The sequence below is a fragment of the Sphingopyxis granuli genome, assembly GCF_001559015.1.
In the GTDB taxonomy this organism is placed as follows: domain Bacteria; phylum Pseudomonadota; class Alphaproteobacteria; order Sphingomonadales; family Sphingomonadaceae; genus Sphingopyxis; species Sphingopyxis granuli.
The window spans coordinates 1944109-1969673 of record NZ_CP012199.1; the positions used below are offsets into that span (position 1 = coordinate 1944109).

Genomic DNA, 25565 nt, shown 5'->3' on the forward strand with positions numbered 1-25565 from the left:
GACCACCGCTTTTGCATCTCGCGGGAACGCTGCCTGAGCGCCTCGCGTTATCTCCTTCCATTGCAAGGAGATATTCGTGCGGAAATTGATGTTGGCCGGCTCGCTGCTGGCGCTGGCGCTGACCGGATGCGGCAATCCTTCGGCGAACGGCGATGCGCAATCGAACGCGGCGGCGGCCACCATCCGCTGGAACGAGGCGGCGGTCGGGCAGTTGCGCAAAGCTATCGAACGGCGCGCGGCGCACGGTCTCGACCATATGCGCTTCGCGGTCGAGGGACAGGTGGGAAGCGCCGAGGGCGAAAAGGCGTTGACCCAAAGCGCACTCCGCTACGCCGCGGCGGTCGCGCGCGGTGCGACCGATCCCGCCAAATTGCAGGATATCTATACGATCCCCCGTCCCGAAGCCGATCTGCGGCCCGGTCTGGCCGGGGCGCTGTCCGATGGAAAGCTGGATGATTGGATCGACAGTCTTGCTCCGCAAAACGACCAGTATCGCAAGCTTTCGAAAGCCTATCTCGCGCTGCGGGGGTCGGGGGACAAGGCGGCCGCCATCCCCGATACCAAGCCGCTGAAACCCGGCGCGACCGATCCCCGCGTCCCGGCCATCGTGGCGCAGCTCGTCGCGTCCGACTATCTCGACCGCGCAGAGGGGCAGGGGACCCTGTACACGCCGGCGATGGTCCGTGCCGTCCAGCATATGCAGATCGATTACGGCATCGAGCCCGACGGGGTGATCGGCGGCGAGGCGCTCGAAATCCTCAACCTGTCCGATGCCGACCGGGCCCGCGCGCTCGCGGTCGCGATGGAACGCATGCGCTGGCTCGAACGGACGCCGCCCGCGACGCGTATCGACGTCAATATCGCCGCGGGGCGGCTGGCCTATTGGCGCGATGGAAAGCTGGCCGATACGCGCAAGGTGGTCGTGGGAAAACCGGGGAAGGAAACGCCCCAGCTCGGATCGCCGATCTACCGGCTCGTCGCCAATCCGACCTGGACGGTGCCGCGCTCGATCCAGAACGGGGAGATCGCGAAGAAGGGATCGGCCTATCTACGCCGCAACGACATGGCGTGGAAGGACGGCTGGATCGTGCAACAGCCGGGGCCGCAGAATGCGCTGGGGCTGGTCAAGTTCGACATGAAGAACGAGCATTCGATCTATCTGCACGACACCCCCGCAAAATCGCTGTTCGACGAGGTGCAGCGACAGCGCAGCCACGGCTGCGTCCGGGTCGAGGACGCGCTCGGCTTCGCGCAGATGCTGGCGCGCGACGAGGGTATCCTCGACGAATGGCAGAAGGCGCGCGCGACGGGGAAGGAAAGCTTTGTCGACCTGCCCCGTGCGATACCGGTAAGGCTCTATTACCAGACCGTGCTGTTCGACGATGCGGGCGAGCCGGTCGTTCGCGCCGATCCCTATGGCTGGAACGACGCCGTCGCCGCGGCGCTTGGATTTCCCGAAAGGCAGGGCTTCAGATTGCGCGCCTCCGGCGACGATATCGGGCCGTGAAATCGACGACAGGAGCTTCCGTTAGCGAAGGTCGATCTCGAGCAACGCGAGCGTCGAATCGCCGTCATAAGCGCTCGACGTGAACCCGAGCGTGCGCTCGACCTCGATCGCCTCGCGATTGGCGCGGCTTTCGACCGAGCGCAGCCGCCCTATGCCGCGCGCCTTCGCAAGATCGACCGCATGGTGGAGCAGGTTCCACCCGATACCGCGGCCCTTGTAGGCAGGGGCGACCGCGATGGCGACCTCAGCCATCTCGAACGATTCATCGGCCGCGATCAGCAAGGCCGCCACGAGTTCGCCGCTTGCCTGTTCGAAGGCGAGAAGATGTTCGCGGTGGCGGTGATCGACGGCGATCATCGCCGCAAGCTGCGAACTCGACAGGTGCGGCTGCGCGCTGAGAAAGCGGAATTGCATGTCGGCGGGAGACAGTCCGTCGTAAAAGCGGGAGAGAAGTTCGGCGTCGCCGGCACCCACGGGGCGGAGCGTGATTTTCACGCCGCCCCGCGTGTGAAGGGAGATGGGGCCTTTCTCGGAAAGTGTCATATCCACTGATTGACCGGTCATGGCATTGATCCTTGTTCAGAGAAGCGGACCGGCCGCCGCGCGCGGAGCGACAGGGTTCCCTCGATCCGACGACGGGCCGACCTGGCGGACAGGTCGTCGGGACGATCGATATCGCGCAGGCGGCCTCCGGCGGCGCGGCTTGCGGGTGCCGGGGGCGTGGGGACGACGGTCATATCCATGGTCAACCTCCTTGGTCGCCGCAGAGTCTAGGCTGCGTTCCCGATGGCGCAGTTCGTATTGTTACGGAGTCGGACGCGCCGGCCGTCGGGGAATCTACGGATGTCCCGGCGTCCATATTCGAAGCTATGGCGTCGCGAAGAGGCGTCCGGAATGGCGCCGCTTTCTTCCGAAGCGGAGGCGATATGAAAGCGCTCGTCTATCATGGCCCCGGCACGAAATCGCTCGACGAGGTCGAACGGCCCGCCATCGCCGCGCCGGGCGACGCCCTTGTGCGCATCACCCACACCACGATCTGCGGAACCGATCTTCATATATTGAAGGGCGACGTTCCGACCTGTGTGCCCGGGCGGATACTCGGGCATGAAGGCGTCGGCGTCATCGAGGAGATCGGATCGGCGGTCACCGCCTTCAAGGTCGGCGATTCCGTGCTGATCTCGTGCATCACCTCCTGCGGCCGGTGCGCGAACTGTCGTCGCGGAATGTATTCGCACTGCGCCTCGGGCGGGTGGCTGCTCGGCAACATGATCGACGGCACCCAGACCGAATATGTCCGTATCCCGCACGCGGAAACCAGCCTCTACCCCGTGCCGGCCGGTGCGGATCCGGAAGCGCTGGTGATGCTCAGCGATATCCTCCCGACCGGTTTCGAATGCGGCGTGCTGAACGGCAGGATCGCGCCGGGGGGCTCGGTCGCGATCGTCGGCGCGGGGCCGATCGGCCTCGCGTGCCTGCTCACCGCGCAATTCTATTCCCCTGCGACGATCATCATGATCGACATCGACGACAAGCGCCTCGCGGTCGCCCGCGACTTCGGCGCCACGCATCTCGTCAACAGCCGGCGCGATAATCCCGTTACGACGGTCGCTGCGCTGACCGGCGGGCAGGGAGTGGATACGGCAGTCGAAGCCGTCGGCGTGCCCGCGACCTTCGAACTGTGCCAGGACCTGGTCGCGGCGGGCGGCGTGATCGCGAATATCGGGGTTCACGGCGCGAAGGCCGACCTGCATCTCGACCGCCTCTGGTCGCGCAATATCGCGATCACGACGCGGCTCGTGGATACGGTCAGCACGCCGATGCTGTTGAAGACGGTCGCGGCCGCACGGCTCGACCCGTCGCGCCTCGTCACCCACCGCTTCGCGCTCGCCGATATCATGGAGGCCTATGACGTCTTCGAACGCGCATCGCAAACCGGCGCCCTGAAGGTCGTCATCGCGCCATGACCATTTGCGGAACAGCGCAGGTTTCGCGCAGCAGGTAACGGCGGCTATCGCCCCGAGCGACCGTTCTTCGCCATGGTCTGCAGCCATGCCTCGCGGGCGGCGCCGTCGCCCTCGACATTGCCGATGATGGTTCGGCGGATGGGGGCGATGCCGACGAATTTCAGGATATTGCGTTCGAGGCTCTTGAGGCTGTGGGCGCGATAATAGAGGCGGTAGGCAAAGGCCGGCATGCCCATCGTCACCACGACATGCGCGCTGCGCCCCTTCAGCGCCTTTTCGGGAAAGCCCTTGTCGCGATAACGGAAGGCGAAACCGGGCCGCATCACCTGCTCGAAGAAGGCTTTCAGCAGCGCCGGCATGTCGCCGAGCCAGAGCGGATAGAAAATCACGATATGCTCCGCCCAGACCAGCGCGCTCTGGGCATCCGCGACGGCCGATGGCGGATCGGCCTTCTCCCATTGGTGGCGGGTGATCAGGGGTTCGGGGGCCATTGCCGCGATGTCGATGCGGCGAACCCGGTGACCGGCTGCCTCGGCGCCCCCGGCATAGCGATCCGCCAGCGCATGGACGAAGCGCGCCCGGTCGGGATCGGGATGGCCATCGATGAGAAGGATGCGTTTGGCCGTCACGGAAAATCCCCGATGAGAGGCGGCGTCCTTGCCGACGCATCGGAACCATGGCGTGCAACGCGCGATTCCGCCTATCAGTAGTTTCCCCTATGCAAGCGACCGGACCGGCCGGCTAGCATCGCAGGAAAGCTCCCCGAGAAGCGGACTCGCGCTGACCGATGCCGCGCGTTTCGCGCGCCGCGAAAAAAGTCTATGATGCCGGGGTTTTCGGGGGAACGGGGCGCGCCGCGACGCGGCGGCGCAGAAAGGCCGGTACGGGCGGAGGCCGCGGTGCGGATGGCGAATTGGCAGCGAAGTTTTCCCGCGCGCGTCGCGCTTGCGCTGGCGATCGTCGGCGTGGCGGCGCTGGTCCGCTATGCGCTCGATCCCTGGCTTGGCGATCATGCGCCATTCCTTCTCTTCACCCTCGCCATTCTTGCCGCATCGATCGTGGCGGGCGCGGGCGCCGCATCGATCGCCGCGCTGCCGTCGCTGGCCCTCGGCATGGCCTTTACCGGCGTTCGGGGCCTGGACACCGTCGATTGGGTGGAGACGGGCGTTTTCCTGCTGACCTCCGCCGGCATCGTCGCCCTGTCGCACGCGGGAGACCGGTGGCGCAGCCGCATGCGCGAGAGCGAGACGAGGGCCGCCCGCCGCGATGCCGAGGCGAATGTGCTGGCCGAAGAGCTCAATCTCCTGATCGATGGAGCGCAAGGGCACGCCATCTACCTGCTCGACCCCCAGGGGCGGGTGACGATCTGGAACAAGGGCGCGGAACGGCTCAAGGGCTGGACAGAGGCCGAGATGATCGGCCGCGATGCCTCGATCTTCTATCCCGCCGACGCGATCGCGGCGGGGAAACCCGCGGCGGACCTCGCAAGCGCCGCGCGCAACGGGCGCTTCGAGATCGAGGACTGGCGCGTGCGCCGGGACGGCTCCGAATTTCTTGCCGACGTTTCGATCACCGCGCTGCGCAATCCCGACGGCAGCCTTCGCGGCTTTGCCAAGATCGTTTCCGACATCACGAGCCGGCGGGCCGCCGAAGAAGCGCTGCGGTCGCAGGAGAGCCATCTGCGCTCGATCCTGTCGACCGTTCCCGATGCGATGGTCGTGATCGACGATCAGGGCCTCATCCTCTCCTTCAGCGCCGCCGCCGAGCAGTTGTTCGGCTACACCGAAGCCGAATTGCTCGGCGCCAACGTCAGCCGGCTGATGCCGTCGCCCGATCGCGAACGGCACGACGGCTATATCCGGCGCTATCTCGAAACCGGGGAGAAGCGGATCATCGGCATCGGCCGCGTCGTCTTCGCCCAGCGCAAGGATGGCTCGACCTTTCCGATGGAGCTTTCGATCGGCGAGGCGCGGGGCGACGCCCACCCGCTCTTTACCGGTTTCATCCGCGACCTCACCGAGCGGCAGAAGACCGAAGAACGCCTCGAAGCATTGCAATCCGAGCTGATCCACGTCTCACGCGTCAGCGCGATGGGAACCATGGCGTCGACGCTCGCCCACGAACTGAACCAGCCGATCACCGCCGTTGCCAATTATGTCGAAGCGGTGCGCGACCTGCTGGTCGATCCCGATCCCGAAGACATGCCGATGATCCGCGACGCGCTCGACGATACGGCGAAGGAAGCGTTGCGGGCCGGGCATATCGTGCGCCGCCTGCGCGATTTCGTCGCGCGCGGCGAGGTCGAAAAGACGATCGAGAAGCTGCCGCTGCTGATCAACGAGGCGGCCGTGCTCGGGCTGATGGGCGCGCGCGAGAAGGGGGTCGCGCCGCGCTTCGACCTCGATCCCTATGCGTCGCCCGTTCTCGTCGACAAGGTCCAGATCCAGCAGGTGCTCATCAACCTCGTCCGCAACGCGGTCGAGGCGATGGCGGACAGCCCGGTGCGCGAGCTTGCGTTGACGAGCCGTCCGGACCAGCAGGGTTTCGTCCGCGTCATCGTCTCCGATACGGGGCCGGGCGTCGACCCGGCGGTCGCGGCCCAGCTCTTCACCGCCTTCGTGAGCACGAAGAACGAGGGCATGGGCCTCGGCCTCTCGATCTGCCGGACGATCGTCGAGGCGAACGGCGGCCGCATCTGGATGGAGCCGCGCAAGGGCGGCGGCACCGAGTTTCATTTTACGCTGGTGAGCGCGAAAGCGGAGGAGCGGGATGACGAATAGAAAGCTCGTGTACATCGTCGACGACGAAGGGGCGATACGACGCTCGGCCAGCTTCATGCTCAAGACGTCGGGCTATGCGGTGCAGACGTGGCCGACGGGCGTCGCCTTCCTCAAGGAGGTGCGGCATATGCCGGCGGGGTGCGTCCTCCTCGACGTGCGCATGCCCGAAATGGATGGCCTCGAGGTGCAGCAGGCGCTCATCGAGCGGGGCGTGACGATGCCGGTCATCATTCTGACGGGGCACGCCGATGTGTCGATCGCGGTCCGCGCGATGAAGGCGGGGGCGGTCGATTTCCTGGAAAAGCCGTTCGAGAAGGCGGTGCTGATCGGTGCCATCGAAAACGCCTTCGCCCGCATCGCCGCCACCGATGGCGCCGCCGCCCGCGCCGCCGAGGCCGACGTCGTTCTGGGTGTCCTGACCCCGCGCGAGCGCGAGGTTCTCGAAGGGCTCGCACAGGGCCTGCCCAACAAGACGATCGCCTATGATCTCGGCATCTCGCCGCGCACGGTCGAGGTGCATCGCGCCAACCTGATGGCGAAGCTGGAGGTGCGGAGCCTGTCCGACGCGCTGCGCCTGGCGTTCGCCGCGGGCATGGGCGCCTGATCCATCGGGACATTACGTAGCGACCCGCGCGTCCCCGCTACCTAAACCGCTCGCGACGCGGAGGCGCGAGGCGATGGCGGAGATTGGTGGACGAGCGAAACTTCGCAAGCGGCAGGCGCCGCAGCTGGCGATCGAGCGGCTGACCGCGCGCGAGCGCGAAGTTGTGGCGGGCCTCGTCCGCGGCCTCACCAACAAGCAGATCGGTGCGGAATTGGGGATCAGTCACCGGACCGTCGAGATTCATCGTGCCCGTTCGATGCGCAAGCTGGGAACCCCGACGCTTGCGGCGCTGCTTGCCGTCGTGCTGCCGCTGCGGGCCCGGCTCGGACGGCGATCGCCTTCGCCGTAGGGATCGTACTTTATCGCCGCTGGGTCAGGGCAGCAGCAGGGGCAGAAGGGTAAGGCCGCCCGCAACGCTGACCACGAGCGGCCATGCGATGCGCCAACCCGCACGCGGTCCGGCGATGGAGAGGGCGACGCCGGCCTTGAAGAGGGTGTTGGCGAAGATCGGTGCGGCCAGCACGAGGCCGGCGGTGCGTCCGTCGAGGGTGCCGGGCGGCAGATTGCCCATTGCGATGATCGCGGAGTCGACGTCGGCAAGCCCCGAAAGCGCGAGGACCGCGGCCACTCCGGCCTCTCCGATGCGATCCATCATCCACCGCGCAAGCCATGTCAGCAGCATGACCAGCGCCATCAGGCCGATCGCCGGCAACAGGCGGAACGGATTCTGCAGCGCCAGCGGCGCGATTTGCGAGGCGTCCGTCCGGCGCGCCGCACGCACGGCCCGGACGGCGGCCAGCGCGCTGACGAGCGCGGCGGGCCCCACCATGCTGCCGAGTGCGACCAGCGCCGCGGGCGCGAGAACCGCCACCAGGCACAATGCGCGGATCAGCATGACGGCCGAAGCGGTGGCGACGCCGGCGGTCAGCATCGGCACATTCTCGCCCGGATCGCGCAGTCGCGCGGCGAGCATCGCGGTCACCGCCGTCGACGACACCATTGCCCCCGCCGCCGCCGTGGCGAGCGCGGCCCTCGCAGCGCCGAAGCGCTTGGCGGCCAGATAGCCGATGAAGGAAAAGCCCGAGACGAACACGACGACCAGCCACAATTGCCTGGGGTTCCAAGCCTGATAGGGACCATAGGACCGGTCGGGGAGAAGCGGCAGGATGGCGATCGAAATCAGCGCGAAGCGGACGATCGCGTTGATCTCGGTTTCGGTCAGCCCCTCGACCCAATCGTGAAGCCGTGTCCGCATCGCGAGGATGATCGTCATCGCCACCGCGATGATCGTCGCGACCGGCATCTGCCCGCTGACCGCCAGAAACCCGCAGCCGAAGGTCAGCAGCGCGACGAGGCTCGCGGTGCCGCTGAGCTGATCGGGAGCGCGCGCGGACTTCGCATAGCCGATGAGCACGAGCAGCGCGACCGCTGCGGCGCCGATGGCGGCAAGACGGGGATCGATCCGCTCGACGATGCCGGTGAGCGCGCCCGCGAGGCCGAGAAGGGTGAAGGTCCGAATCCCGGCAAAGCGCGCGCCCGGCGCCTCGTTCCGCAAGGCCCAGCCGCGCTGGACCCCGACGAGCAGGCCGAGGACGACGGCAAGGCCGAGACCGGTCAGCACATCGAGGTCGATGTTCGCCTCCAGTGCCGCCGTCCACTCGGTCATGGTCCGTTCCCTGCGATCGCCGACATCGTGTCGGCGTTATCGCGAAGCAGGGGCCGGGGCGCCAAGCTCCCGTTCGCAATCGATGCAATGGGCGGCGGTGGGAATCGCTGCGAGGCGGCGGGCGTCGATGGGGGTATCGCATCGGGTGCAGATGCCATATCGGCCGGCATCGAGCCGCGCGAGCGCCCGGCGCGTCGCGCTCATCTCCCGAAGCGCGGCCCGCTCGACCGCATCGATCGCCTCGTCGTCGGCGCGTTCGATCGCCTGGTCGGAAAAATCGTCGTCGAGCGGCTCGTGCTGTGATGCTTCGAGGTGCCGCACCTGTGCTTCGAGCTGTTCGAGCCTTGCCACGAACCGGCCACGGATTGTCGCGATATCCTGCATCATTCGACCTTTCGTGCAGCGATCATCGCCATCACTTCGTCGAGAAGCCTGAGCCGCTGCTTCTTCAATTCCTCGAGCCGCTCGTCCGACGCCGCTCCCAGCCCCGCCTCGAGGCGCTGGATCTCGACCTCGATCGCATGGTGCCGGTCGGCGAGGTCCCGAAACCGCGCATCCTCTACCTTGAGCGCGTGGAGGATGGGCCCTTCGTCCGGGAACAGGGCGTGCAGATCATGTCTCGCTTCGCTCATCCGATCATTCCTTTGCAAAGGCGCCGACCTGGTCCGGAAATTGCGATGGCGTCCCGGTCCATGTCGCTACGCAATTGCCCTTATGCCGGGGTGTGTCGCGGCGACTCCCGCTTGCGGCGGCTGCGCGCCTGCCGGTAGCTGTCGAGAACCGCCCGCATCGCATCGATCGCCTGCTGACGGGCTTCGGCATTCCCGATCTCATCCAGCCGCTGCTTCAGCTTTGTCGCAAAGTCGGCGTAGCTGTTCTGCCAGTCGCGGCCCGTCGCGGCCTGAACGGTGGGATCGCCGGTTTTCGTGCGCGCGGCGGGTTGCCCCGCCGGCAGGCGGTATTCCTCGCCGATCAGCGGCGTGACGATGGTGCGTCCATGGCCGTGCCCCTGCGCGAGCCGTCGGAGCGCTTCGGCCGAATCGGGTTCGCCGTGCGTCAGGAAAAGGCTTCCCGCGATCGGCTGGCGCGCGGCGATCCAGGCCAGAAGATCGTCCTGATCGGCGTGCGCCGAATAGGTGTCGATGCGCCGGATCTGGGCGCGCACCGCGACCTCCGCTCCCGATATCCGCACGCGTTCCGCGCCGTCGAGGATGACCCGGCCGAGCGATCCCTGCGCCTGAAAGCCGACGAACAGGATCGTCGATTCGCGCCGCGCGAGATTATGCTTCAGGTGGTGCCGGATGCGGCCCGCCTCGCACATGCCCGACGCGGCGAGAATGATCGCGCCGGTCAGGCTGTTGAGGCGGATCGATTCCGCGACGTCGCGGACGAAATGAAAGGCGCTGTCCTTGAAGACGTCGCCTGCCTCCAGGTCTTCGAGCGTGCCGGAATAACGGGAGAAGACCCTCGTCGCGCGCTCGGCGAGCGGGGAGTCGATGAAGATGGGGACTGCCGGAATCCGCTTCGCGCGGATCAGCATCGCCATGTCGAGCAGCAGCTCCTGCGTCCGTTCAAGCGCAAAGACGGGAATGACGAGGTTGCCGCCGCGCGCGAGCGCGCTCCCGATCTCGGCCTCCAATATGCTGCGCCGCTGTTCGAGCGTCAGATGCTCGCGCTTGCGGTCGCCATAGGTCGATTCGCAGATGACATGGTCGAACCCCGCCGGGCTCTCAGGCTCGGGATGGAAAGCCTTGTGCTCGGGGCCGAGGTCGCCCGAACACAGGAGTCGGACGCCGCCGATTTCGAGTTCGACCGAAGCCGAACCCAGGATATGCCCCGCGTTCCAGAGGCGCGCGCGGACGTCCGCGACCGGTTCGAACCAGGTCCCGAGCGCCACCGGTCGGCTCTGTCGCCAGGCGGCGATCGCATCCGCCTCGGTATAAAGGGGCTCGAACGGCTTCTGCCCCGCGCGGTCGCGGCGGCGGTTGCGCTGCGCCACCTCGCTTTCCTGAATGCGCCCCGCGTCGGCGAGCATGAACTCCAGAAGGTCGGAGGTCGGCCCGGTGCACCATATGTCGCCTTCGAAACCTTCGGCGACGAGGCGGGGCAGAAGGCCGCAATGATCGATATGCGCGTGGGTCAGTACGACGGCGTCGATCTGGCGGGGGTTGAAGGCGAAGGGCCTGTGGTTGAGCGTCTCCAGCGTGCGCGATCCCTGGAACAGCCCGCAATCGACGAGCAGCCGCCGTCCGTCGTGGCGCAATTCCATGCACGATCCGGTGACCGTGCCGGCGGCCCCGTGGAAGGTGATCGAGACATTGTCGGCCATGACGCCTCCCCGAAAAGCACGGCTCATCGCCGGTTCCGGCGGCGACAATGGGCCTTTGCGGGCGTGCGCCGAATACGTACTGTCCCTTACTCACCCCATGCAGTGGCGGCGCTAGAAGATTCGCATGATCGCTCCGCCATCCGTTTTCGCCCGTTCGGCCGGCGCCGCGACGATCCTGATCGGCGCAATATTGCTGCCCTTGGCGGCGGCGGCGGCGCAGCCGGTCGCGGCCGATAGATCGGTGATCGGCGCGGCAGAGGCGCTGAAGCCCGGCGAATATCTGTGGGCGCCCGACGTCGCGCCGCGCGGCCCGCTGCTGCTGATCGTCAGCCTGGCGACGCAGCGCGGCACCCTCTACCGGAACGGCATCCCGATCGCGATCACCACCGTCTCGACGGGAAAACCCGGCCACCGGACGCCGACCGGCGTCTTCACCATCCTCCAGCGCGAGGTCGAGCATTATTCGAACCTCTACGATCATGCGCCGATGCCATATATGCAGCGGCTGACATGGGGCGGGGTCGCCCTTCATGGCGGGACATTGCCGGGCTATCCGGCGTCGCATGGCTGCATCCGCCTGCCGCACGCCTTTGCCAAGCTGCTCTATGGCGTGACGCGGCTGGGCATGACCGTAGTCGTCACCGAAGAAGCCGCAATTCCCCGCGTTGCCCCGGGCGATCCGTTCGTCTGGGACGGCGCGCCGGGCAAGGGCGATGCGATCGACTGGCATCCCGAGCGCGCGCCCGCGGGGCCCGTGTCGGTCGTCGTCAGCGCTGCCGACCGGCGCGTCGTCGTGCTCCGCAATGGAACCGCGATCGGCTCCGCTCCCGTCCGCATTGACGGGAAAGTAAGCGGAACGTCCGTCTTCATGCGGCAGGGCGCCGGGAACGACTGGGTGCGGGTCGCATTGCCGGAAGCGATAGCGTCGCCGCGCACCGGGAGTTTTCGGGGCCGGATCCATATCGCATCCGACTTTCGCGCGCTTGTCGAACCTCTGCTCGAGCCCGGATCGAACGTCGTCATCACCGGCGACTCGCTTCGTTCCGGAAGCCCCTCCGTACCCTTCGTCATCGAGGGTGACGAAGGACCCCGCCGATAGGCGAAGGCCTAGGCCCCGGGACGAACCGCGGCCAAGGCCATTCCGTGGGCAGCGCGGCGCCGGGCCGGCGAGGCAGCGCCCGGCCGGCCCGGCGGACGTCAATCGCCGATCCGGATCTTGCGCACACGCTTGCGCGCCTCCGCATTCTTGCCGATCTCGAGCGTCAGCAGGCCGTTCCTGAACTTCGCCTTGACCTTCTCCTCATCGGCATCGGCGGGAAGCGCGATCTGGCGCTGGAAATGTCCGTGTCGCCGCTCGTTGATCAGACAGCCCTCGGCACGGCGTTCCGCGGCCTCATCCTTTTCGGCGGCGATCGTGAGCACGCCGTCGCCGATCTCGACGCTGACGTCCTTGTCGGTGAGTCCGGGCAGTTCGGCCGAAAGGCGATAGCTGCCGCCGGCATCGGTGAGTTCGATCGCCGGCTTCGGCATGACGAGGCGGGGCACGAAGCTCAGCAGGCTGCGGCCGGGCTTTCCGACCTCTTCGAAGAACCGGTCCACTTCGGCGCGGAACCAGTCGACGGCACCCGTTTCGGCGGGAGCGGGCGGGGTGGCGGTCGCACTTTCGGTGCGTGTCGGGGTCATGTCGTTCATGAACTGTCTCCTGTGCGAAGGGCTCCTCGCGCGATGACAGGGAGCCGGCGTCTCGCCGGAAGCGAGCGAGCTATGTCTAGGATCGTCGGGGGAGGGGCTGAATCGGGGAAGCTACGTAAGGCGGCCGCTAGGCCGGGCAAACCCCGCCCGCCACAGTGTGCGCACTTGGTTCGAGAAACCGCGAAAGCCGGGAGGGCGCGTCGAGGATCATATCAGCGTCGCCTTCTGACCGCGGCCCTCCAGGGCCTGCCGCGGCCGCTCCGGATCGGGGCGGCCGCTTCGCATCCGTATCATTGCGCATATCGGGCGATGCCGCCGCCCCCTAGCCTTCACGGAACGAAGGAGACGGCCGATGAGGAATATTCTGTTGCTGGTGCACCATGACGACGGCCAGGAGGCCCGCCTGCAGGCGGCGCTCGACATCACGCGCGCGCTCGGCGGCCACCTCGTCTGCCTCGACGTGACCCCCTATCCGGTCATCGCGGGCGATGTGTTCATGGGATATGGCGAGGCGACGGTGGTCGTCGACGAACGCGAACGCGAGGCACAGAACAAGGCGGCGCTGACCGACCGGCTGTCGCGCGAGGATGTGAGCTGGAGCTGGACCGATGTGATGGACGAGATGGCGAACGCCGTCCTCGATGCCGCCGATCTGGCCGATCTCATCATCCTCAATCGCGCCCTCGACGGCTACCCGCTTCCCGACATGCGCGACATCACGAGCCGCATCGTCGCGCGCACCAATGCGGCGGTTCTCGCGGTTCCGGAAACGCTCGAGCGTTTCGCGTTCGACCGCGCGCTGATCGCATGGGACGGCGGACGATCGGCGGCCTCGGCGGTGCGGGCGGCGGTCCCGCTGCTCGCGCTCGCGGGCGACGTCGAGATTTTCACGGCTCGCGAAGACGACATGCGCATCGATCCCGAACAGGCGGCCGCCTATCTGTCCCGCCACGGCATTCATGCCGGGATCAAGCTGGTCGACAGGGGTCGCAGCCGCCCCGACACGCTGATCGCCGGCGAGGGAGAGGCGTGGCGCGCCGACTATATCGTGATGGGCGCCTATGGCCGCGGGCGGCTGATGGAGACATTCGGCGGCGTGACCAAGCGCATGCTGCAGGACAGCAGGCTGCCGCTCCTCCTGGGGCATTGAGCGGCGGACACCGGCCATCGGACGCACGCTCCCTTCGGGGTATTACGTAGCGACCCGGCGATCCTCGTGCGGCAAAGGCATTGCTGGGGGCCAGACAATGTCCAAGGAATATCAGGACGATATAAAGGCGCCGCCGCGGATTCTGATCGTCGAAGACGATCCGGGCGCGCGCCGGTCGCTGCTGCTGCTGCTGAAGGGGAGGGGGTTCGACGCGGTGGCCTATCCCACCGCGATACAGGCGCTGGTCGATGCCGTGGCGCATCCGCCTGCCTGCCTCGTCGCCGACTATCGCCTCGTCGAAGAGGATGGCATCGCGTTGCTGGGACGGATGCGCGGCGACGGCTGGGCCGGGCCGGCCATCCTGATCTCCGCCTTCGGATCGGAGCGGTTGTCGCGCCAGGCCGCGGCGGCCGGCTTCACGCTGATATTCGAAAAGCCGCTGCGCGAGCATGCGCTGGTCGATGCGATAAGGCGGCTTACCTGCGATCCGGCGGATTGAAGCGACGGGGGCTTGCTAGCCCTGCCCCCGTCGGACGACGCGTGTCAGGCCGCCTTCTTCCAGTTCGGTTCGAGCGTCACGTGCGGTGGGCATTCGGCGATCCGGCCGACCGGGAGGCCCGCAAGCTCGCTGGCGAAGCCGTGGTTCACGTCGCGGTGGTGGGCTTCGTCGGCGCGCACGACCAGCACCACGTCGCGAAGCGTCGCGTCGTCGGGCAGACCCCAATATTGCCTGGCGATCGCGGGCGCGGGGACGTTGGGACTGCGCCCCTCGTCGATCTCGGCCAGGTAGTGCGTATAGCTGATCACCGCCTCTTCCTCGAAATAGCCGACCACGCGGTGCGCCGTCTTCGAACTGACGAGATAGAGTGCGAAGAAGCAGAGGTAGAACACCCACTGGACGCCGATGATCACCGCCCGCTCGAACAGCGTCGGCTTGGAGATTTCGATGAACGTCATCAGGTGCATGCGTTCATTCTCGGCCTCGTCCATCAGCGTCTTGATCCAGCCCTTGTCGTCGCACATGCGGCGGAGGCAGGCGAGGTGGTTGATCGTCGCGCCGACCATGCCGGGCACCGCGGCGACCGTTTCGAGCACGACCGCGCGGTGGCCGTAGCGCTCGGCGAAGAAGGTGTCGGCGCACCAGCGGAGCGCCTTGGTGAAGCCATAGGCGATCCGGTCAGAGAAGCCCTGCGGCTTGTGATGAACGCCAAGATCGATGAAAGGTACGGACATTGGAATATCTCCACGGGACGGCGCGGGGGTTGCGATGCCGTCGATGGAGGCCGATTTAGGGACTGTGTCGGATCGCGAACATTCGGATGATGCCCCTAGCGTGCATCCCCTAGGGGATTTCCCGGAGGCGCAGCGGGCGCGCTTCACGAGCCGTTTCCTTCCGCGCCTTTCGGCCGCGGCGGGATTCGCGGTCGCGCTGTTCTTCCTCGCCGGCGGCATCGGGGTGCGCCTGATGTTCGCCGATGCGCTCGGACCGCGCGCGACCTTCATCTTCTTCGTTCCCGGCGTCGTCGTCGCGGGCGCGCTGTCGGGGCTTCGCGCCGGCGCGCTCGCCGCGCTCGCGGGGGCGGCGGCGGGGCTGTGGTGCGATGCGCAGGCGGGGCCGGTCGAAGGCGGCAGCCTGATCGCGGCGGGCGCCTTCGTCGCGATCTCGCTCGCGATCGCGACCGGCGGCGAATGGTTCCAGCGCGCGCGGATCGAAACCGAGGCCGCCGCGGCGGGGCTCGCCAACCGCGAGGCGCATCTGCGGTCGGTCCTCGAAACGGTTCCCGACGCCATCGTCGTGATCGACGAGGCGGGCCAGATCCGCGATTTCAGTCCGGCGGCCGAGCGGATGTTCGGTTGGCCGGCCGGCGAGGCGGTCGGGCGCAACGTCCGCATGCTGATGCCCGAACCCTATCGCAGCGCACACGACGGCTATCTGGAGCGCTATTACCGGACGGGCGAGAAGCGCATCATCGGCAAGGGTCGGGTCGTCGTCGGCCAGCGGCGCGGCGGCGCGACCTTTCCGATCGAGCTGTCGGTCGGCGAAATCCGGGCGGGCGGCGAGCGGCATTTCACCGGCTTCATCCGCGACCTGACCGAGCGCCAGAAGGCCGAGGCGCGGCTGCAGGAGCTTCAGGGCGAACTCGTCCACGTCTCGCGGCTCACCAGCCTCGGCGAGATGGCGTCGGCGATCGCGCACGAGATCAACCAGCCGCTTTCGGCGATCGCGAACTACCTCAAGGGCAGCCGCATGCTGCTCGGGCGCGAGGAGGTGCCGCGCGAGCGGGTGGCCGAAGCGGTCGAGCGGGCGGCGACCGAAGCGTTACGCGCCGGCGACATCATCCGGCGCCTGCGCGAATTCGTGGCGCGCGGCGAGACCGAGCGGACGGTCGAAAGCCTGCCCAAGCTGGTCGAGGAAGCGAGCGCGCTCGCGCTGGTGGGCGCCCGCGAACATGATATTCGCGTCCGCTTCGTCTTCGATCCCACAGTCGAACTCGTGCTCGCCGACAAGGTGCAAATCCAGCAGGTGGTGCTCAACCTGGTGCGCAATGCCGTCGACGCGCTCGCGGAATCGGGGCGGGCACCGCGCGAGCTGGAGGTGCGGATCGACCGCGAGGGCGACATGGCGCGCGTCGACGTGACCGACAATGGGCCGGGTATCGCCCCCGATATCGCGGCGCGGCTGTTCCAGCCCTTCATCACCAGCAAGCGCACCGGGATGGGGGTGGGCCTCTCCATCTCGCGCACGATCGTCGAGGCGCATGGCGGCAAGATCTGGGCCGAGGAAGCCTCCGGCGGCGGCGCGCGTTTCAGCTTCACGTTGCAGATGGTGGACAGGAAGGAACTGGAAGATGGCGAGTGAACCGATCGTCTATGTGATCGACGATGACGACGGCGTTCGCGGCTCGCTCGAATTCCTGCTCGATTGCGCGGGCCTGCGCGTTCGCGGCTTCGCATCGGCCGATGCCTTCCTGAAGGCGTCGCCGCCGCTGGACGGTGCGTGCGTGGTCACCGACGTCCGCATGCCCGGAACCACCGGCATCGAATTGCTGGAGGCGCTGCACGCGCGCGGCGGCGCCCCTGCCGTGATCGTGGTCACCGGCCATGCCGATGTTCCGCTGGCGATCCAGGCGATGAAGGCGGGAGCAGTCGATTTCATCGAAAAGCCGTTCGACGACGAGGTCATCCTGTCGGCGATCCGCCGGGCGATCAGCGACCGGGCGGCCGACGCCGACGCGCGGGCCGAGCGGAATGCGATCGCCGGCCGGATCGCGACGCTGTCGACGCGCGAGCGCCAGATCATGGACCGCCTTGTCGAGGGACAGGCGAACAAGGCCATCGCCTTCGATCTGGGAATCAGCGCGCGGACGGTCGAGGTCTATCGGGCGAATGCGATGATGAAGATGCAGGCGAGAACCCTGTCCGACCTCGTCCGCATGGCGACGATCGCGCGGGTCGGCGGGGTCTAAGAAAGCGCGCTGAAGCGACGTGCGCTAGGCCGCGTGGACAAATTTCCATGTCTGAAAGCGACCGATAAGCGACGCCAGCAGGATCGTCACCCCGGACTTGATCCGGGGTCCATTCGCGCTGCGCTGAGAGAATGGATTCCGGATCAAGTCCGGAATGACGAAGATAGGAGATGTCTGGTTGCGACCGTTTGCGGTCATTCAGGAAACTGACGAACAATCTCAATCGTGCCCACTATCGCAGCATTGAAGGCATCGAGTTGCTCGGAAGGTATCCAGTATTCTTGATGAGCCTTGCCGCCAGCGTCCTGAACTTCATAGCTATCCAAAAATGCCTTATCGACTTCAAACCTAGTTACAAAACCCGAACCGCTCGCCGGGACATTCCAATCCCTCGCGATCTTCACGGCGTAACCTTCGGTTGTGACCGGATAGAAGATCGGCTGTTCTGGCAAGCGAGGTGGAAATGCGCGCATCCCAGTCTCTTCGATCAAACGAAGTTCTTCCGGGCCTACCGGACGCCAAAGTGTTACCGTGCCTTGTGTCATGAAGAAACACTAGCTCTGTCGATGTCCGCTTCCCACCCCAAATCAGACATTCCGGCGCGGCTTGAATTTGTCCACGCGGCCTAGGGTATCGTGCCTTCTGAATCGTTTGCCCGGAGCTTGCCGAAGGGCGGTCTTTCTTTCGAGGACGCAAGAAAAAGGACGGTGCTTCGACAAGCTCAGCACGAACGGCAGAAAGGATGATGCAGATTCAACGCACGATGCTTTGGGCGAATGCGCCCGGTCACGTGGGCATCGCAGGCAGTCGCCCTATTGGCCGACGCGGCCGGTCGACCATGTCGCCAGCGTTTCGCCGCTGACCGGATTGGCGATGCGGACCGATTCGATGCGGACGTCGATCGCGCAGATCGGGCGCTGCTCGGTCCCGGCGGGCTGTACGCACCGGATCGGCGCGGACGCGCCGGGGTTCGCGATGCGCCCCGACACCAGCAGCCGGAACCCGCGCGAGCCGTCGAAACGCTCCTTCGGTACGCGCTGGACGATCTCGTAGGGCCGGCCGCCGCGGTGAAGATCGCGATCCGCCTCGTTGCCCGCGAACTGCGCGATGGCGAGCGTCTGGCCGGGCAGCGTCACGGGCTCGACGCCGCGCGCCATCGCCCGATCGCCGCGTAGCGGGCAGTCCGGGCTGCTCATCCACGGACGGCTGATCCAGAATCCTTCGGCAACCTCGGCATCCGCCGGGCCGGACGATCCCCAGTCGCCGCCCTTCCACGTCTCGGACCGGACCGAGATGCGCAATATCTGTTCGCCCTCGTCGTAGCTCCAGCGCATCGGCAGGCCGCTGTCGGCATCGGCCGGACCGCCGCAGCCGAAGGGCAGGGTGAGGTCGAAGGCGCGGCCGGCGGCATCGGTGACCGCCTTCGGTGCCGCCTGGCCGGAGGCGAAGGCGTCCGCCGCCTGCTGCGCCAGTGCGAGCAGATCGCCGCGTTCGAGCGTCTTCACGACCGGCTTCGGCGCCGGCGTGGGGGCGGGCGCGACCGGTGCCGGTACCTTGGGGGCCGGTGCGGTAACCCGGCCGAGAAAGAATCCGCTGCCGCCGATCGCGATGATGGCGGCGAACCCGGCGGCGATGGCGAGCCGGCTCGTTCTGACGCTGGGTTCCTGCATCGGACTTGGATAGCAAATCCTCGCTCATCCTCCAGACCCAAATGGATATTTTTTCACGAAGCGATTGACAGGGGGACGCTGGCGATTGACGCAGGGGCGATGTCGGTGGACCAAGTTCTGACCCTGCTCGTCCTCGCGGCGGTGGTTGCGGCCCTCATCTGGGACAAGGTGCGCGCCGACGTGGTGGCCCTGACCGGCGCGGCCGTCCTGCTGATGACCGGCGTCGTGCGGCCGGTCGACGTGCAGGGGGCCTTTGCAAGCCCGGCGATCATCGCGCTGGCATCGCTGTTCGTCATCGCCTACGCGCTCGAACTCTCGGGGCTGCTCGACCGGGCGATCGCGGGGGCCGTCGCGCTGTGCCGGCGGATGGGGGCGACGGGGCTGTGGCTGTTGCTGTCGATGATCGGCAGCGTGTCCTGCTTCCTGAATTCGACCCCGATCGTCGTGCTGGGCGCGCCGGTCATCCGCGACGTCGCGACGACGCTGCGCCTGTCGCCCAAGCGCTTCCTGATCCCGCTGTCGTACATCACCATCCTGACGGGCTGCTGCACGTTGATCGGGACGTCGACCAACCTGCTGGTCGACGACATGGCAAGCCTGGCCGGGCAGGCGCGCTTCGGCATCTTCGAGATTACGCCCGTCGGCCTGCCGATGGCGCTGATCGGCGGCCTCTACCTCTTCCTGTTCAGCGGCCGGCTGCTCGGCGGCAAGCACGAGGCGGACGAGCGCGCGGGCGACGCGCCCGAAATCGACCAGGCGCATATCGCCAACGCCCAGGTCGGCGACGCCTCGCTGTTCGCGCAGGAACGGCCGTTCCGCCCGCTCAAGGCCGCGATCTCGCTGGCGATCTTCGTGGCGGCGGTGGCGCTGGCGACCGCCGGCGTCGCGCCGATCGCGGCGACGGCGTTCGCGGGCGCGGTGCTGCTGATCCTGCTGCGCGTGATCAGCGCCGACGAGGCCTATAGCGGCCTGAAGCCCGAGATATTGATCCTGATCGCCGGCATGGTGGTGATCGGGATCGCGATGGAGAAGAGCGGGCTCGCCGCCGCGGCCTCCGAGCGGTTGATCTCGGGCGTTCACGGGCTGAACCCGCTGGCGGCGTTGATCATCCTCTATCTGGTGACGATGGTGCTCACCGAACTGCTGTCCAACGCGACGGTGGCGGTGCTCGTGACGCCGGTGTCCGTTGCGCTCGCCGAAAGCCTTTCGGTCAGCCCGCGGCCGTTCCTCGTCGCCGTGATGATGGCCGCGAGCGCCGCCTTCGCGACGCCCTTCGGCTATCAGACCAACGTCATCGTCTACCAGATGGGCGGCTATCGCTATCTCGATTTCGTGCGCATCGGCCTGCCGCTCAACCTCATCACCTTCGTGGTCGCGATCGCCTCGATCCGGTTCTTCTTTCCCTTCTGACTCCGGGCCTCGGCCGCACCCGCAACCTGCGACGCGCATGGGCGTTGAAGGCGGGGGCGGCTTGGCAACGGAGAGCAGACAATGTCGGTCGATGCGGTATTCACGAAGATCGCCTCGCGATGCGCCCATATCATGGGGCAGCCGCAGACGTTCATGATCGCCATGGCGCTGGTCGTGATCTGGGCCGCAAGCGGCCCCGTGCTCCACTATTCGGACACCTGGCAGCTGATCGTGAACACCGCGACGACGGTGCTGACTTTCCTTGCCGTCTTCCTGATCCAGAACAGCCAGAACCGCGACGGCGCCGCGATGCAGGCCAAGCTCGACGAGATATTGCGATCGCTCGAAAAGGCGCGCGAGCAGTTCGTCGGGATCGAACATCTGACCGACGCGCAGATCGAGGAGATTCGGCACGCGCTGGAACAGGACATAGAGGCTGGCGACAGCAGGAACCGCACCACGATCCCCTCGGTCGAGCGCCTGTTGCAGCGCTATTGATCCCCCGACGAGCGGCGAAGCGAACGGATGTGGAGAGCGAAGATGCGCCTGCTGAAAGACAATAGCCTGACCCTCGTCCTGCTGCTGCTGTTCGCCGCGAGCATCGTCGGCCAGTGGCTTGCCGGCTGGCACGTCGCGATCGAGGATGCCACCCGCCATGGCGCGGTCGCTCCGTCGCTTCTGTCCTATACGATCAGTCCCGAATTCCTCTCGTCGGTCTTCGAGAATTGGGAGAGCGAGTTCCTCCAGATGTCGGCCTATGTCGTGCTGACCGCCATATTGATCCAGCGCGGCTCCGCGGAATCGAAGGGCCCCGACAGCCCGCCGCGCGATGCCGATCTGGCCGTGCAGGCGATGAAGCCGGGCGCCCCCGCGATCCTGCGCAAGGGCCGGCTGGCGCGCGCGCTCTATGCCCGGTCGCTCGGGATCGTCCTCTTCATCCTCTTTCTGCTGTCCTTCCTCATGCACTGGACCCAGAGCGCGAAGGCCGCGGCGCAGGAGGCGGCGGAGCATGGAGAGGCCGCGCTGTCGACGATCGCCTATCTCGGCGACCCGCAGCTCTGGTTCGAATCCTTCCAGAACTGGCAGAGCGAGTTCCTGTCGACCGCCGTCCTCGTCGTGCTATCGATCTTCCTGCGCCAGCGCGAATCGCCAGAATCGAAAGCGGTTGCCGCACCGCACGCGCACACCGGCGCCGAGTGATCGCCGCCGGGCGCGGGCGAAGGCGGCCGATCAGTAGGCGGGCGGGTCGCTTGCCGGAAAGGATTCGTCGACCGCCTGATCGACCTTGCTCCAATCGCGGCGCGTTTTATCGCGCATGCCCTCGGGCCCGGCGGAGCGGGTCTGGTCGAAATTCTCGGGGTCGGTCTCGTTATCGCAGAAGGCGGCCGAATGCTCGTCGCTCTTGGCGGATTCGGCCGCCTTGGGCCGCCGGGCGAACCAGAAAAGCGCTCCCACGGCGAGAGCGCCGATCATTTTGACGGATGTCCGTATCATGTGTCGTTCCTCTTCCACGGAGGCAACGGCGGATCGGACACAAGGTTGCGCCGATCCCCACGTCTCGTCGGATTATCGGGGCGCTGCGTGTCCTGCACGATCTCGTCGTGACGCGGCGCGGAGAACGGAACGTGGATTGCGGCAATCGAACCCCAGGGGAGGCATTCGACCACCGGCCGTCCGTCGATCCGCGTTTCGAACGCGGCGCCCTGCGGGTCGAGCGCCATGAGCCGTCCCTCGCGCCATTCGGGCTCGGCCTCCGCCCTGCTCAGATATCGGACCAGCGGCGGGCGGGCGCGATCGCCGGCCAGCAAGCGTCCCAGAAATTGCAGCATGCCGTCTCCCTTCGAGGCTGCGCCTCATGGCCTATCGCGGCAGCGCGGCTTCGGTCCGGCAGGCGCGCGCCGCGCTTGTCACCAGCGCCAGCGCCGCCATCACCGCATGGTCCAGCACCCGTTCGCGCCCGAGGTCGCCGAAATGGCATGTCTGTTGCGCCAGCCCGGTCCGGCCGCTCGCGCAGGCGAGATAGACGAGACCCACTTCCTCATCTTTCTGCTGCGGCCCGCAAAAGCCGGTCACGGCAATCGCGATGTCGGCGCCGCTGCGCTCGAGCGCGCCGGTCGCCAGTCCTTCGGCAACCTCGGCATTGACGGCTTCGCAGCGGGCGACGTCGGCGGGCGGAACCCCCAGCATCTCGGTCTTGGACTGCGCCGAATAGACGACGAAGCCGCGATCGAGATGCGGGCCCAGGCCGGGATCGCTCGCCAGCAGCGCGGCGAGCTGGCCGCCGGTACGGCTTTCCGCGGTCGCGATGCGGAGATCGCTGCCGGCGAGAGTCGCCGCCAGTTCCGTCTTGCGAACCTCCATTTCGGGATGTGGTGATGCACTCATCGCGCGTCACATCGCGGCGAGAGTATGGGTGGCGTCGGTATCGGTCCTGTCGGTCACATCGGCCTCCATCGTCGGCCCGCCCGCGAGAGCGAAACGACGGGGCGGGGCCATGGTTGCGCGCGCCGTTCCTTTTTGACGGGGCGAGATTGACGAAGAGCGGATTCGCCGCAGCGGCGTCTTGTCACGCCATCGCCCCTCTTATAGGATGCAGCAGATAAATAGATGCGATTTGCGATTGAAAGAAAAATTGTTGATGGATGTCGGCGTCGCCCGCACCTTTCTGGAAATCGTGAAAACCGGCAGCTTTGTCGGTGCGGCGGCCGATCTCGGCCTCACGCAGACGGCGGTCAGCGCGCGGGTCCGGGGGCTGGAGGCGCAGCTTGGCCGGCCCTTGTTCGTCCGCAACAAGGCGGGCGCGCGCCTGACCCCGGCGGGCGAGCAGTTCCTGCGCTTCGCGACGACGATGGTTCAGGTGTGGGATCGCGCGCAACAGGCGGTGGCGCTGCCGCCCGGACGGCACACGGTGGTGACGATCGGCGCGGAACTCAGCCTGTGGAGCCCGCTTCTGCGCCATTGGCTGATCTGGATGCGTCGCGAATGCCCCGACATCGCCGTCAGTACCTCGATCGACGCCTCCGACCGGCTGCTCGACCGCGTGCAGGACGGGTCGCTCGACATCGCCGTGCTCTATGCCGCGCCGCGCCTGCCCGGTGTCGTTGCCGAACTGCTGTTCGAGGAGAAGCTGGTGCTCGTCCGCACCGCGCCGGTCGACCGCCCGCTCGCGGCCGACGATCATGTACGCATCGACTGGGGCCCCGATTTCGCCGCCGGCTATCAGGCCGCCTTTCCCGACCAGCCCAATGCGGTCGTGTCGATCGACTATGGGCCGCTCGCGCTCGATTATATCCTCGCGACGGGCGGCAGCGGCTATTTCCGCGAAGGTTTCATCCAGTCGCATATCGAGCAGGGGCGGCTCGCGCGGGTGCCCGACAGCCCCGAATTTTCCTATTCGGCCTATGCCGTCCATTCGGCGACCGCCGATGCGGGGGTGATCGAGCGCGCGCGGCGCGGCCTGCACGCGGCGGCGGCGGCATGAGCGACGAACGCGCCTCGCCCGTCTGCTACGGCGCCGAAGCCGACGACGTCTATATGGGCTATGCGTCGCGTGACGAGATACTGGCAGCGCTCAACGAATTGCTCGAGGCCGAACGCGCCGGAGCGCGCGTCGCGCTGGCGAGCGTCGGCGATGCCACCGGGCCCGAACATGCCGCGATGATGCGCGTCGTTCGCGCCGACGAGGCCCGCTGGTGCGCGATGCTCTCGCGCCAGATCCGGCGGCTCGGCGGCACGCCGTCGCGCCGGTGCGGCGCCTTTCACGGCAAGGCGATGGCGATCACGGACCCTGTCGAGCGGCTCGCCTTCCTCAATCGCGGTCAGGCGTGGGTGGTGCGCAAGCTCGCCGATCTGACGCGGCGGGTGCGCGACGATGCGCTCCACGCCGACCTGCGCCGCATGGCCGACAGCCATGTGGTGAATATCGACAGCGCCGCGGCCTTTCTGGACCGGGTGCGCCCGCCGGAGCACGGGGAATAGGAAGCGCTTCATTGCGATGCGGCCACACGGAAGGATATAAAATGACGGAGCGGGCAGAGGGCTTGCGGCCAGAGACGATCGCGGCCGCGCACGGCGTCGCAAGCGACGTGGCGTTCGGAGCGATCGCGCCGCCGCTCTATTTGTCGAGCACCTACGAGTTCGCGGGGTTCGAACAGCCGCGCGCCTATGATTACGGCCGCGCCGCCAATCCGACCCGCGACCTGCTGGCGACCGCGCTGGCAAAGCTCGAAGGCGGCGCGGGCGCGATCCTGACGGCGAGCGGGATGGCGGCGCTCGACCTGATCGTGTCGCGGCTTCCCGCCGGCGCCGTCGTGATCGCTCCGCACGATTGCTATGGCGGGACGATGCGCCTCCTCAAGGCGCGCGAGCAACTCGGGCAAGTGTCGCTGCGGCTCGTCGACCAGCGCGACGGGGATGCGGTGGCGGCGGTACTGTCGGGCGCGCCCGCGCTGATGCTCATCGAAACACCGAGCAACCCGTTGCTTCGCGTCGTCGACATCGCCGCGCTGGCGGCGCGGGCGAAGGCGGCGGGGGCGGCGGTCGCGGTCGACAACACCTTCCTGTCGCCGGCGCTCCAGCGGCCGCTCGCGCTCGGCGCCGACTATGTCATCCACTCGACCACCAAATATCTGAACGGCCATTCGGACGTGATCGGCGGCGCGGTTGTCGCCGCCGACGCCGAACAGGCCGCCAGCCTGTCGCAATGGGCGAATATCGTCGGATGCGGCGGATCGCCCTTCGACGCATGGCTGACGCTGCGCGGCCTGCGCACGCTGTTCCCGCGCATGCGCCAGCAACAGGCGAACGCGATGGCGATCGCCCGGATGCTGAGTGACCATCCGGCGGTCTCCGCGGTCCATTATCCGGGGCTGGAAACGCATCCCGACCATGCGCTCGCGGCGCGTCAGCAGCAGGGATTCGGCGCGATGCTCAGCTTCGATCTGGCGGGCGGCGCCGCGGCGGCGAAGCGGCTGGTCGCGGCGCTGCGCGTCTTCACCTTTGCCGAATCGCTCGGCGGCGTCGAAAGCCTGATCGTCCATCCCGCGACGATGACGCACGCCGACATGGGCGACGATGCGCGGCGCGTGGCCGGGATCGGCGAAGGCCTGCTGCGCGTGTCGGTCGGGATCGAGGCCGAGCACGACCTGATCGAGGATATGAAGGCGGGGCTGGCGGCCTGCTGACACCGCCGCCATGCGGTTTGCCATCGCCCAATTCCGTTCGTGTCGAGCGAAGTCGAGGCACCCATCGACCTTACATCCTGCCGATGGATGGCCGTGCTTTAGACTCCGATGACTTTGGATTGGCCCACTTCGTCATTGCGAGC

Annotated in this window: 29 protein-coding genes; 16 read left to right on the plus strand and 13 right to left on the minus strand. The window is 67.2% G+C overall.

All coding sequences use genetic code 11. The features are described 5' to 3' along the window. Nucleotides 1-76 precede the first annotated feature (76 nt). Nucleotides 77-1507, plus strand: a complete 1431-nt coding sequence (locus SGRAN_RS08940; protein WP_237233978.1) for a L,D-transpeptidase family protein — start codon at nt 77-79, stop codon at nt 1505-1507. 21 nt (nt 1508-1528) lie between these two features. Here the strand turns inward: SGRAN_RS08940 and SGRAN_RS08945 are convergent, their stop codons facing one another. Then, the gene (locus tag SGRAN_RS08945; RefSeq protein WP_172709639.1) at nt 1529-2002 is read right to left on the minus strand and encodes a GNAT family N-acetyltransferase; all 474 of its coding nucleotides are present in this window, start codon (nt 2000-2002) and stop codon (nt 1529-1531) included. Between the two features lie 431 nt (nt 2003-2433). Between SGRAN_RS08945 and SGRAN_RS08950 the strand changes: the two genes are divergently transcribed. Further along, nucleotides 2434-3471, plus strand: coding sequence for a zinc-dependent alcohol dehydrogenase family protein (locus SGRAN_RS08950; protein ID WP_067182756.1), 1038 nt, complete (start codon nt 2434-2436; stop codon nt 3469-3471). A 44-nt stretch (nt 3472-3515) separates the two neighbouring features. On the opposite strand, the gene SGRAN_RS08955 is transcribed toward SGRAN_RS08950, so the two are convergent. Then, a complete protein-coding gene (locus SGRAN_RS08955) occupies nt 3516-4100 on the minus strand; it encodes an NAD(P)H-dependent oxidoreductase (protein WP_067182758.1) in 585 nt (194 codons plus the stop codon). 276 nt (nt 4101-4376) lie between these two features. On the opposite strand from SGRAN_RS08955, the gene SGRAN_RS08960 reads away from it, so the two are divergent. From SGRAN_RS08960 to SGRAN_RS08970, 3 genes are all read left to right on the plus strand, one after another. Beyond that, nucleotides 4377-6251, plus strand: a complete 1875-nt coding sequence (locus tag SGRAN_RS08960; protein ID WP_067182761.1) for a PAS domain S-box protein — start codon at nt 4377-4379, stop codon at nt 6249-6251. After that, entirely contained in the window at nt 6241-6855 is a 615-nt protein-coding gene (locus SGRAN_RS08965; RefSeq protein WP_067182763.1) for a response regulator transcription factor, read from the plus strand. The genes SGRAN_RS08960 and SGRAN_RS08965 overlap by 11 nt, the downstream gene beginning before the upstream one ends. A 73-nt stretch (nt 6856-6928) precedes the next feature. Then, entirely contained in the window at nt 6929-7204 is a 276-nt protein-coding gene (locus tag SGRAN_RS08970; protein ID WP_067182766.1) for a response regulator transcription factor, read from the plus strand. Nucleotides 7205-7228: 24 nt separating this feature from the next. Here the strand turns inward: SGRAN_RS08970 and SGRAN_RS08975 are convergent, their stop codons facing one another. The 4 genes from SGRAN_RS08975 to SGRAN_RS08990 form a co-directional block, all read right to left on the minus strand. Then, entirely contained in the window at nt 7229-8521 is a 1293-nt protein-coding gene (locus SGRAN_RS08975; RefSeq protein WP_237233988.1) for an MgtC/SapB family protein, read from the minus strand. Nucleotides 8522-8557: 36 nt separating this feature from the next. Continuing rightward, on the minus strand, nt 8558-8908 hold the full coding sequence (locus SGRAN_RS08980) for a TraR/DksA family transcriptional regulator (protein WP_067182769.1): 351 nt from the start codon (nt 8906-8908) through the stop codon (nt 8558-8560). After that, on the minus strand, nt 8905-9153 hold the full coding sequence (locus tag SGRAN_RS08985) for a YdcH family protein (protein WP_067182771.1): 249 nt from the start codon (nt 9151-9153) through the stop codon (nt 8905-8907). Before SGRAN_RS08985 ends, SGRAN_RS08980 begins: the two co-directional genes overlap by 4 nt. A gap of 80 nt (nt 9154-9233) precedes the next feature. Continuing rightward, nucleotides 9234-10877 carry an MBL fold metallo-hydrolase RNA specificity domain-containing protein gene (locus SGRAN_RS08990; protein ID WP_404950409.1) on the minus strand — a complete coding sequence of 548 codons (1644 nt, stop codon included), beginning with the start codon at nt 10875-10877 and terminating at the stop codon, nt 9234-9236. Between the two features lie 97 nt (nt 10878-10974). On the opposite strand from SGRAN_RS08990, the gene SGRAN_RS08995 reads away from it, so the two are divergent. After that, nucleotides 10975-11949, plus strand: coding sequence for a L,D-transpeptidase family protein (locus tag SGRAN_RS08995; RefSeq protein ID WP_082737172.1), 975 nt, complete (start codon nt 10975-10977; stop codon nt 11947-11949). A gap of 98 nt (nt 11950-12047) precedes the next feature. Here the strand turns inward: SGRAN_RS08995 and SGRAN_RS09000 are convergent, their stop codons facing one another. Then, the gene (locus SGRAN_RS09000) at nt 12048-12542 is read right to left on the minus strand and encodes an Hsp20/alpha crystallin family protein (RefSeq protein ID WP_067182774.1); all 495 of its coding nucleotides are present in this window, start codon (nt 12540-12542) and stop codon (nt 12048-12050) included. A 352-nt stretch (nt 12543-12894) separates the two neighbouring features. Between SGRAN_RS09000 and SGRAN_RS09005 the strand changes: the two genes are divergently transcribed. Beyond that, a complete protein-coding gene (locus tag SGRAN_RS09005; RefSeq protein ID WP_067182776.1) occupies nt 12895-13692 on the plus strand; it encodes a universal stress protein in 798 nt (265 codons plus the stop codon). 97 nt (nt 13693-13789) lie between these two features. After that, complete coding sequence (locus tag SGRAN_RS09010; protein ID WP_067182778.1) at nt 13790-14191, plus strand: response regulator; 402 nt, start codon at nt 13790-13792, stop codon at nt 14189-14191. Between the two features lie 44 nt (nt 14192-14235). Here SGRAN_RS09010 and SGRAN_RS09015 read toward each other — a convergent pair whose 3' ends face one another. Beyond that, nucleotides 14236-14925: an alternative oxidase gene (locus SGRAN_RS09015; RefSeq protein WP_067107924.1), complete on the minus strand. Its 690-nt coding sequence runs from the start codon at nt 14923-14925 to the stop codon at nt 14236-14238. 100 nt (nt 14926-15025) lie between these two features. Here SGRAN_RS09015 and SGRAN_RS09020 point away from each other — a divergent pair, with 100 nt between their 5' ends. Both SGRAN_RS09020 and fixJ read left to right on the plus strand, forming a co-directional pair. Beyond that, nucleotides 15026-16552 carry a two-component system sensor histidine kinase NtrB gene (locus SGRAN_RS09020; RefSeq protein ID WP_237233990.1) on the plus strand — a complete coding sequence of 509 codons (1527 nt, stop codon included), beginning with the start codon at nt 15026-15028 and terminating at the stop codon, nt 16550-16552. Beyond that, the gene (fixJ, locus tag SGRAN_RS09025; RefSeq protein ID WP_067182781.1) at nt 16542-17159 is read left to right on the plus strand and encodes a response regulator FixJ; all 618 of its coding nucleotides are present in this window, start codon (nt 16542-16544) and stop codon (nt 17157-17159) included. Before SGRAN_RS09020 ends, fixJ begins: the two co-directional genes overlap by 11 nt. Nucleotides 17160-17353: 194 nt before the next feature. Here fixJ and SGRAN_RS21665 read toward each other — a convergent pair whose 3' ends face one another. Beyond that, nucleotides 17354-17704 carry an ADP-ribosylation/crystallin J1 gene (locus SGRAN_RS21665; RefSeq protein ID WP_082737173.1) on the minus strand — a complete coding sequence of 117 codons (351 nt, stop codon included), beginning with the start codon at nt 17702-17704 and terminating at the stop codon, nt 17354-17356. A gap of 267 nt (nt 17705-17971) precedes the next feature. After that, complete coding sequence (locus SGRAN_RS09030) at nt 17972-18829, minus strand: hypothetical protein (RefSeq protein WP_067182784.1); 858 nt, start codon at nt 18827-18829, stop codon at nt 17972-17974. 99 nt (nt 18830-18928) lie between these two features. Between SGRAN_RS09030 and SGRAN_RS09035 the strand changes: the two genes are divergently transcribed. The 3 genes from SGRAN_RS09035 to SGRAN_RS09045 all read left to right on the plus strand — a co-directional run bounded on the left by SGRAN_RS09035 (nt 18929) and on the right by SGRAN_RS09045 (nt 21439). Next, complete coding sequence (locus SGRAN_RS09035; RefSeq protein WP_067182787.1) at nt 18929-20239, plus strand: SLC13 family permease; 1311 nt, start codon at nt 18929-18931, stop codon at nt 20237-20239. A gap of 81 nt (nt 20240-20320) precedes the next feature. Next, nucleotides 20321-20737, plus strand: coding sequence for a low affinity iron permease family protein (locus SGRAN_RS09040; RefSeq protein ID WP_067182790.1), 417 nt, complete (start codon nt 20321-20323; stop codon nt 20735-20737). Between the two features lie 42 nt (nt 20738-20779). Further along, entirely contained in the window at nt 20780-21439 is a 660-nt protein-coding gene (locus tag SGRAN_RS09045; protein WP_067182793.1) for a DUF6766 family protein, read from the plus strand. Between the two features lie 30 nt (nt 21440-21469). Here the strand turns inward: SGRAN_RS09045 and SGRAN_RS09050 are convergent, their stop codons facing one another. From SGRAN_RS09050 to SGRAN_RS09060, 3 genes are read right to left on the minus strand one after another with little or no spacing between them, the layout of a single operon-like run. Then, nucleotides 21470-21733, minus strand: a complete 264-nt coding sequence (locus tag SGRAN_RS09050; RefSeq protein ID WP_148650842.1) for a hypothetical protein — start codon at nt 21731-21733, stop codon at nt 21470-21472. Continuing rightward, on the minus strand, nt 21730-22068 hold the full coding sequence (locus SGRAN_RS09055) for a hypothetical protein (RefSeq protein WP_067182799.1): 339 nt from the start codon (nt 22066-22068) through the stop codon (nt 21730-21732). The genes SGRAN_RS09050 and SGRAN_RS09055 overlap by 4 nt, the downstream gene beginning before the upstream one ends. Before the next feature lie 31 nt (nt 22069-22099). Continuing rightward, entirely contained in the window at nt 22100-22624 is a 525-nt protein-coding gene (locus SGRAN_RS09060; RefSeq protein WP_082737174.1) for a CinA family protein, read from the minus strand. A gap of 253 nt (nt 22625-22877) precedes the next feature. Here SGRAN_RS09060 and SGRAN_RS09065 point away from each other — a divergent pair, with 253 nt between their 5' ends. The 3 genes from SGRAN_RS09065 to metB are packed head-to-tail and all read left to right on the plus strand — an operon-like array spanning nt 22878 to nt 25422. Continuing rightward, on the plus strand, nt 22878-23720 hold the full coding sequence (locus SGRAN_RS09065; RefSeq protein ID WP_067182804.1) for a LysR family transcriptional regulator: 843 nt from the start codon (nt 22878-22880) through the stop codon (nt 23718-23720). Continuing rightward, entirely contained in the window at nt 23717-24217 is a 501-nt protein-coding gene (locus SGRAN_RS09070) for a DUF6306 domain-containing protein (protein WP_067182806.1), read from the plus strand. The genes SGRAN_RS09065 and SGRAN_RS09070 overlap by 4 nt, the downstream gene beginning before the upstream one ends. Before the next feature lie 41 nt (nt 24218-24258). After that, nucleotides 24259-25422, plus strand: a complete 1164-nt coding sequence (metB, locus tag SGRAN_RS09075) for a cystathionine gamma-synthase (RefSeq protein WP_067182808.1) — start codon at nt 24259-24261, stop codon at nt 25420-25422. The last annotated feature ends 143 nt before the right edge of the window (nt 25423-25565 follow it).

Excerpts from the sequence above, each read along its gene's own strand:
- SGRAN_RS09060 (WP_082737174.1), bottom strand. The coding sequence starts at position 22,624 with ATGAGTGCATCACCACATCCCGAAATGGAGGTTCGCAAGACGGAACTG.
- metB (WP_067182808.1), top strand. The coding sequence starts at position 24,259 with ATGACGGAGCGGGCAGAGGGCTTGCGGCCAGAGACGATCGCGGCCGCG.
- SGRAN_RS09035 (WP_067182787.1), top strand. The coding sequence starts at position 18,929 with ATGTCGGTGGACCAAGTTCTGACCCTGCTCGTCCTCGCGGCGGTGGTT.
- SGRAN_RS08985 (WP_067182771.1), bottom strand. The coding sequence starts at position 9,153 with ATGAGCGAAGCGAGACATGATCTGCACGCCCTGTTCCCGGACGAAGGG.
- SGRAN_RS09050 (WP_148650842.1), bottom strand. The coding sequence starts at position 21,733 with ATGATACGGACATCCGTCAAAATGATCGGCGCTCTCGCCGTGGGAGCG.
- SGRAN_RS08970 (WP_067182766.1), top strand. The coding sequence starts at position 6,929 with ATGGCGGAGATTGGTGGACGAGCGAAACTTCGCAAGCGGCAGGCGCCG.
- SGRAN_RS09065 (WP_067182804.1), top strand. The coding sequence starts at position 22,878 with ATGGATGTCGGCGTCGCCCGCACCTTTCTGGAAATCGTGAAAACCGGC.
- SGRAN_RS08995 (WP_082737172.1), top strand. The coding sequence starts at position 10,975 with ATGATCGCTCCGCCATCCGTTTTCGCCCGTTCGGCCGGCGCCGCGACG.
- SGRAN_RS09005 (WP_067182776.1), top strand. The coding sequence starts at position 12,895 with ATGAGGAATATTCTGTTGCTGGTGCACCATGACGACGGCCAGGAGGCC.
- SGRAN_RS09000 (WP_067182774.1), bottom strand. The coding sequence starts at position 12,542 with ATGAACGACATGACCCCGACACGCACCGAAAGTGCGACCGCCACCCCG.
- SGRAN_RS09010 (WP_067182778.1), top strand. The coding sequence starts at position 13,790 with ATGTCCAAGGAATATCAGGACGATATAAAGGCGCCGCCGCGGATTCTG.
- SGRAN_RS09030 (WP_067182784.1), bottom strand. The coding sequence starts at position 18,829 with ATGCAGGAACCCAGCGTCAGAACGAGCCGGCTCGCCATCGCCGCCGGG.
- fixJ (WP_067182781.1), top strand. The coding sequence starts at position 16,542 with ATGGCGAGTGAACCGATCGTCTATGTGATCGACGATGACGACGGCGTT.
- SGRAN_RS08965 (WP_067182763.1), top strand. The coding sequence starts at position 6,241 with ATGACGAATAGAAAGCTCGTGTACATCGTCGACGACGAAGGGGCGATA.
- SGRAN_RS21665 (WP_082737173.1), bottom strand. The coding sequence starts at position 17,704 with ATGACACAAGGCACGGTAACACTTTGGCGTCCGGTAGGCCCGGAAGAA.
- SGRAN_RS08950 (WP_067182756.1), top strand. The coding sequence starts at position 2,434 with ATGAAAGCGCTCGTCTATCATGGCCCCGGCACGAAATCGCTCGACGAG.
- SGRAN_RS08990 (WP_404950409.1), bottom strand. The coding sequence starts at position 10,877 with ATGAGCCGTGCTTTTCGGGGAGGCGTCATGGCCGACAATGTCTCGATC.
- SGRAN_RS08960 (WP_067182761.1), top strand. The coding sequence starts at position 4,377 with ATGGCGAATTGGCAGCGAAGTTTTCCCGCGCGCGTCGCGCTTGCGCTG.
- SGRAN_RS09045 (WP_067182793.1), top strand. The coding sequence starts at position 20,780 with ATGCGCCTGCTGAAAGACAATAGCCTGACCCTCGTCCTGCTGCTGCTG.
- SGRAN_RS09015 (WP_067107924.1), bottom strand. The coding sequence starts at position 14,925 with ATGTCCGTACCTTTCATCGATCTTGGCGTTCATCACAAGCCGCAGGGC.
- SGRAN_RS08980 (WP_067182769.1), bottom strand. The coding sequence starts at position 8,908 with ATGATGCAGGATATCGCGACAATCCGTGGCCGGTTCGTGGCAAGGCTC.
- SGRAN_RS09070 (WP_067182806.1), top strand. The coding sequence starts at position 23,717 with ATGAGCGACGAACGCGCCTCGCCCGTCTGCTACGGCGCCGAAGCCGAC.
- SGRAN_RS09055 (WP_067182799.1), bottom strand. The coding sequence starts at position 22,068 with ATGCTGCAATTTCTGGGACGCTTGCTGGCCGGCGATCGCGCCCGCCCG.
- SGRAN_RS09040 (WP_067182790.1), top strand. The coding sequence starts at position 20,321 with ATGTCGGTCGATGCGGTATTCACGAAGATCGCCTCGCGATGCGCCCAT.
- SGRAN_RS08975 (WP_237233988.1), bottom strand. The coding sequence starts at position 8,521 with ATGACCGAGTGGACGGCGGCACTGGAGGCGAACATCGACCTCGATGTG.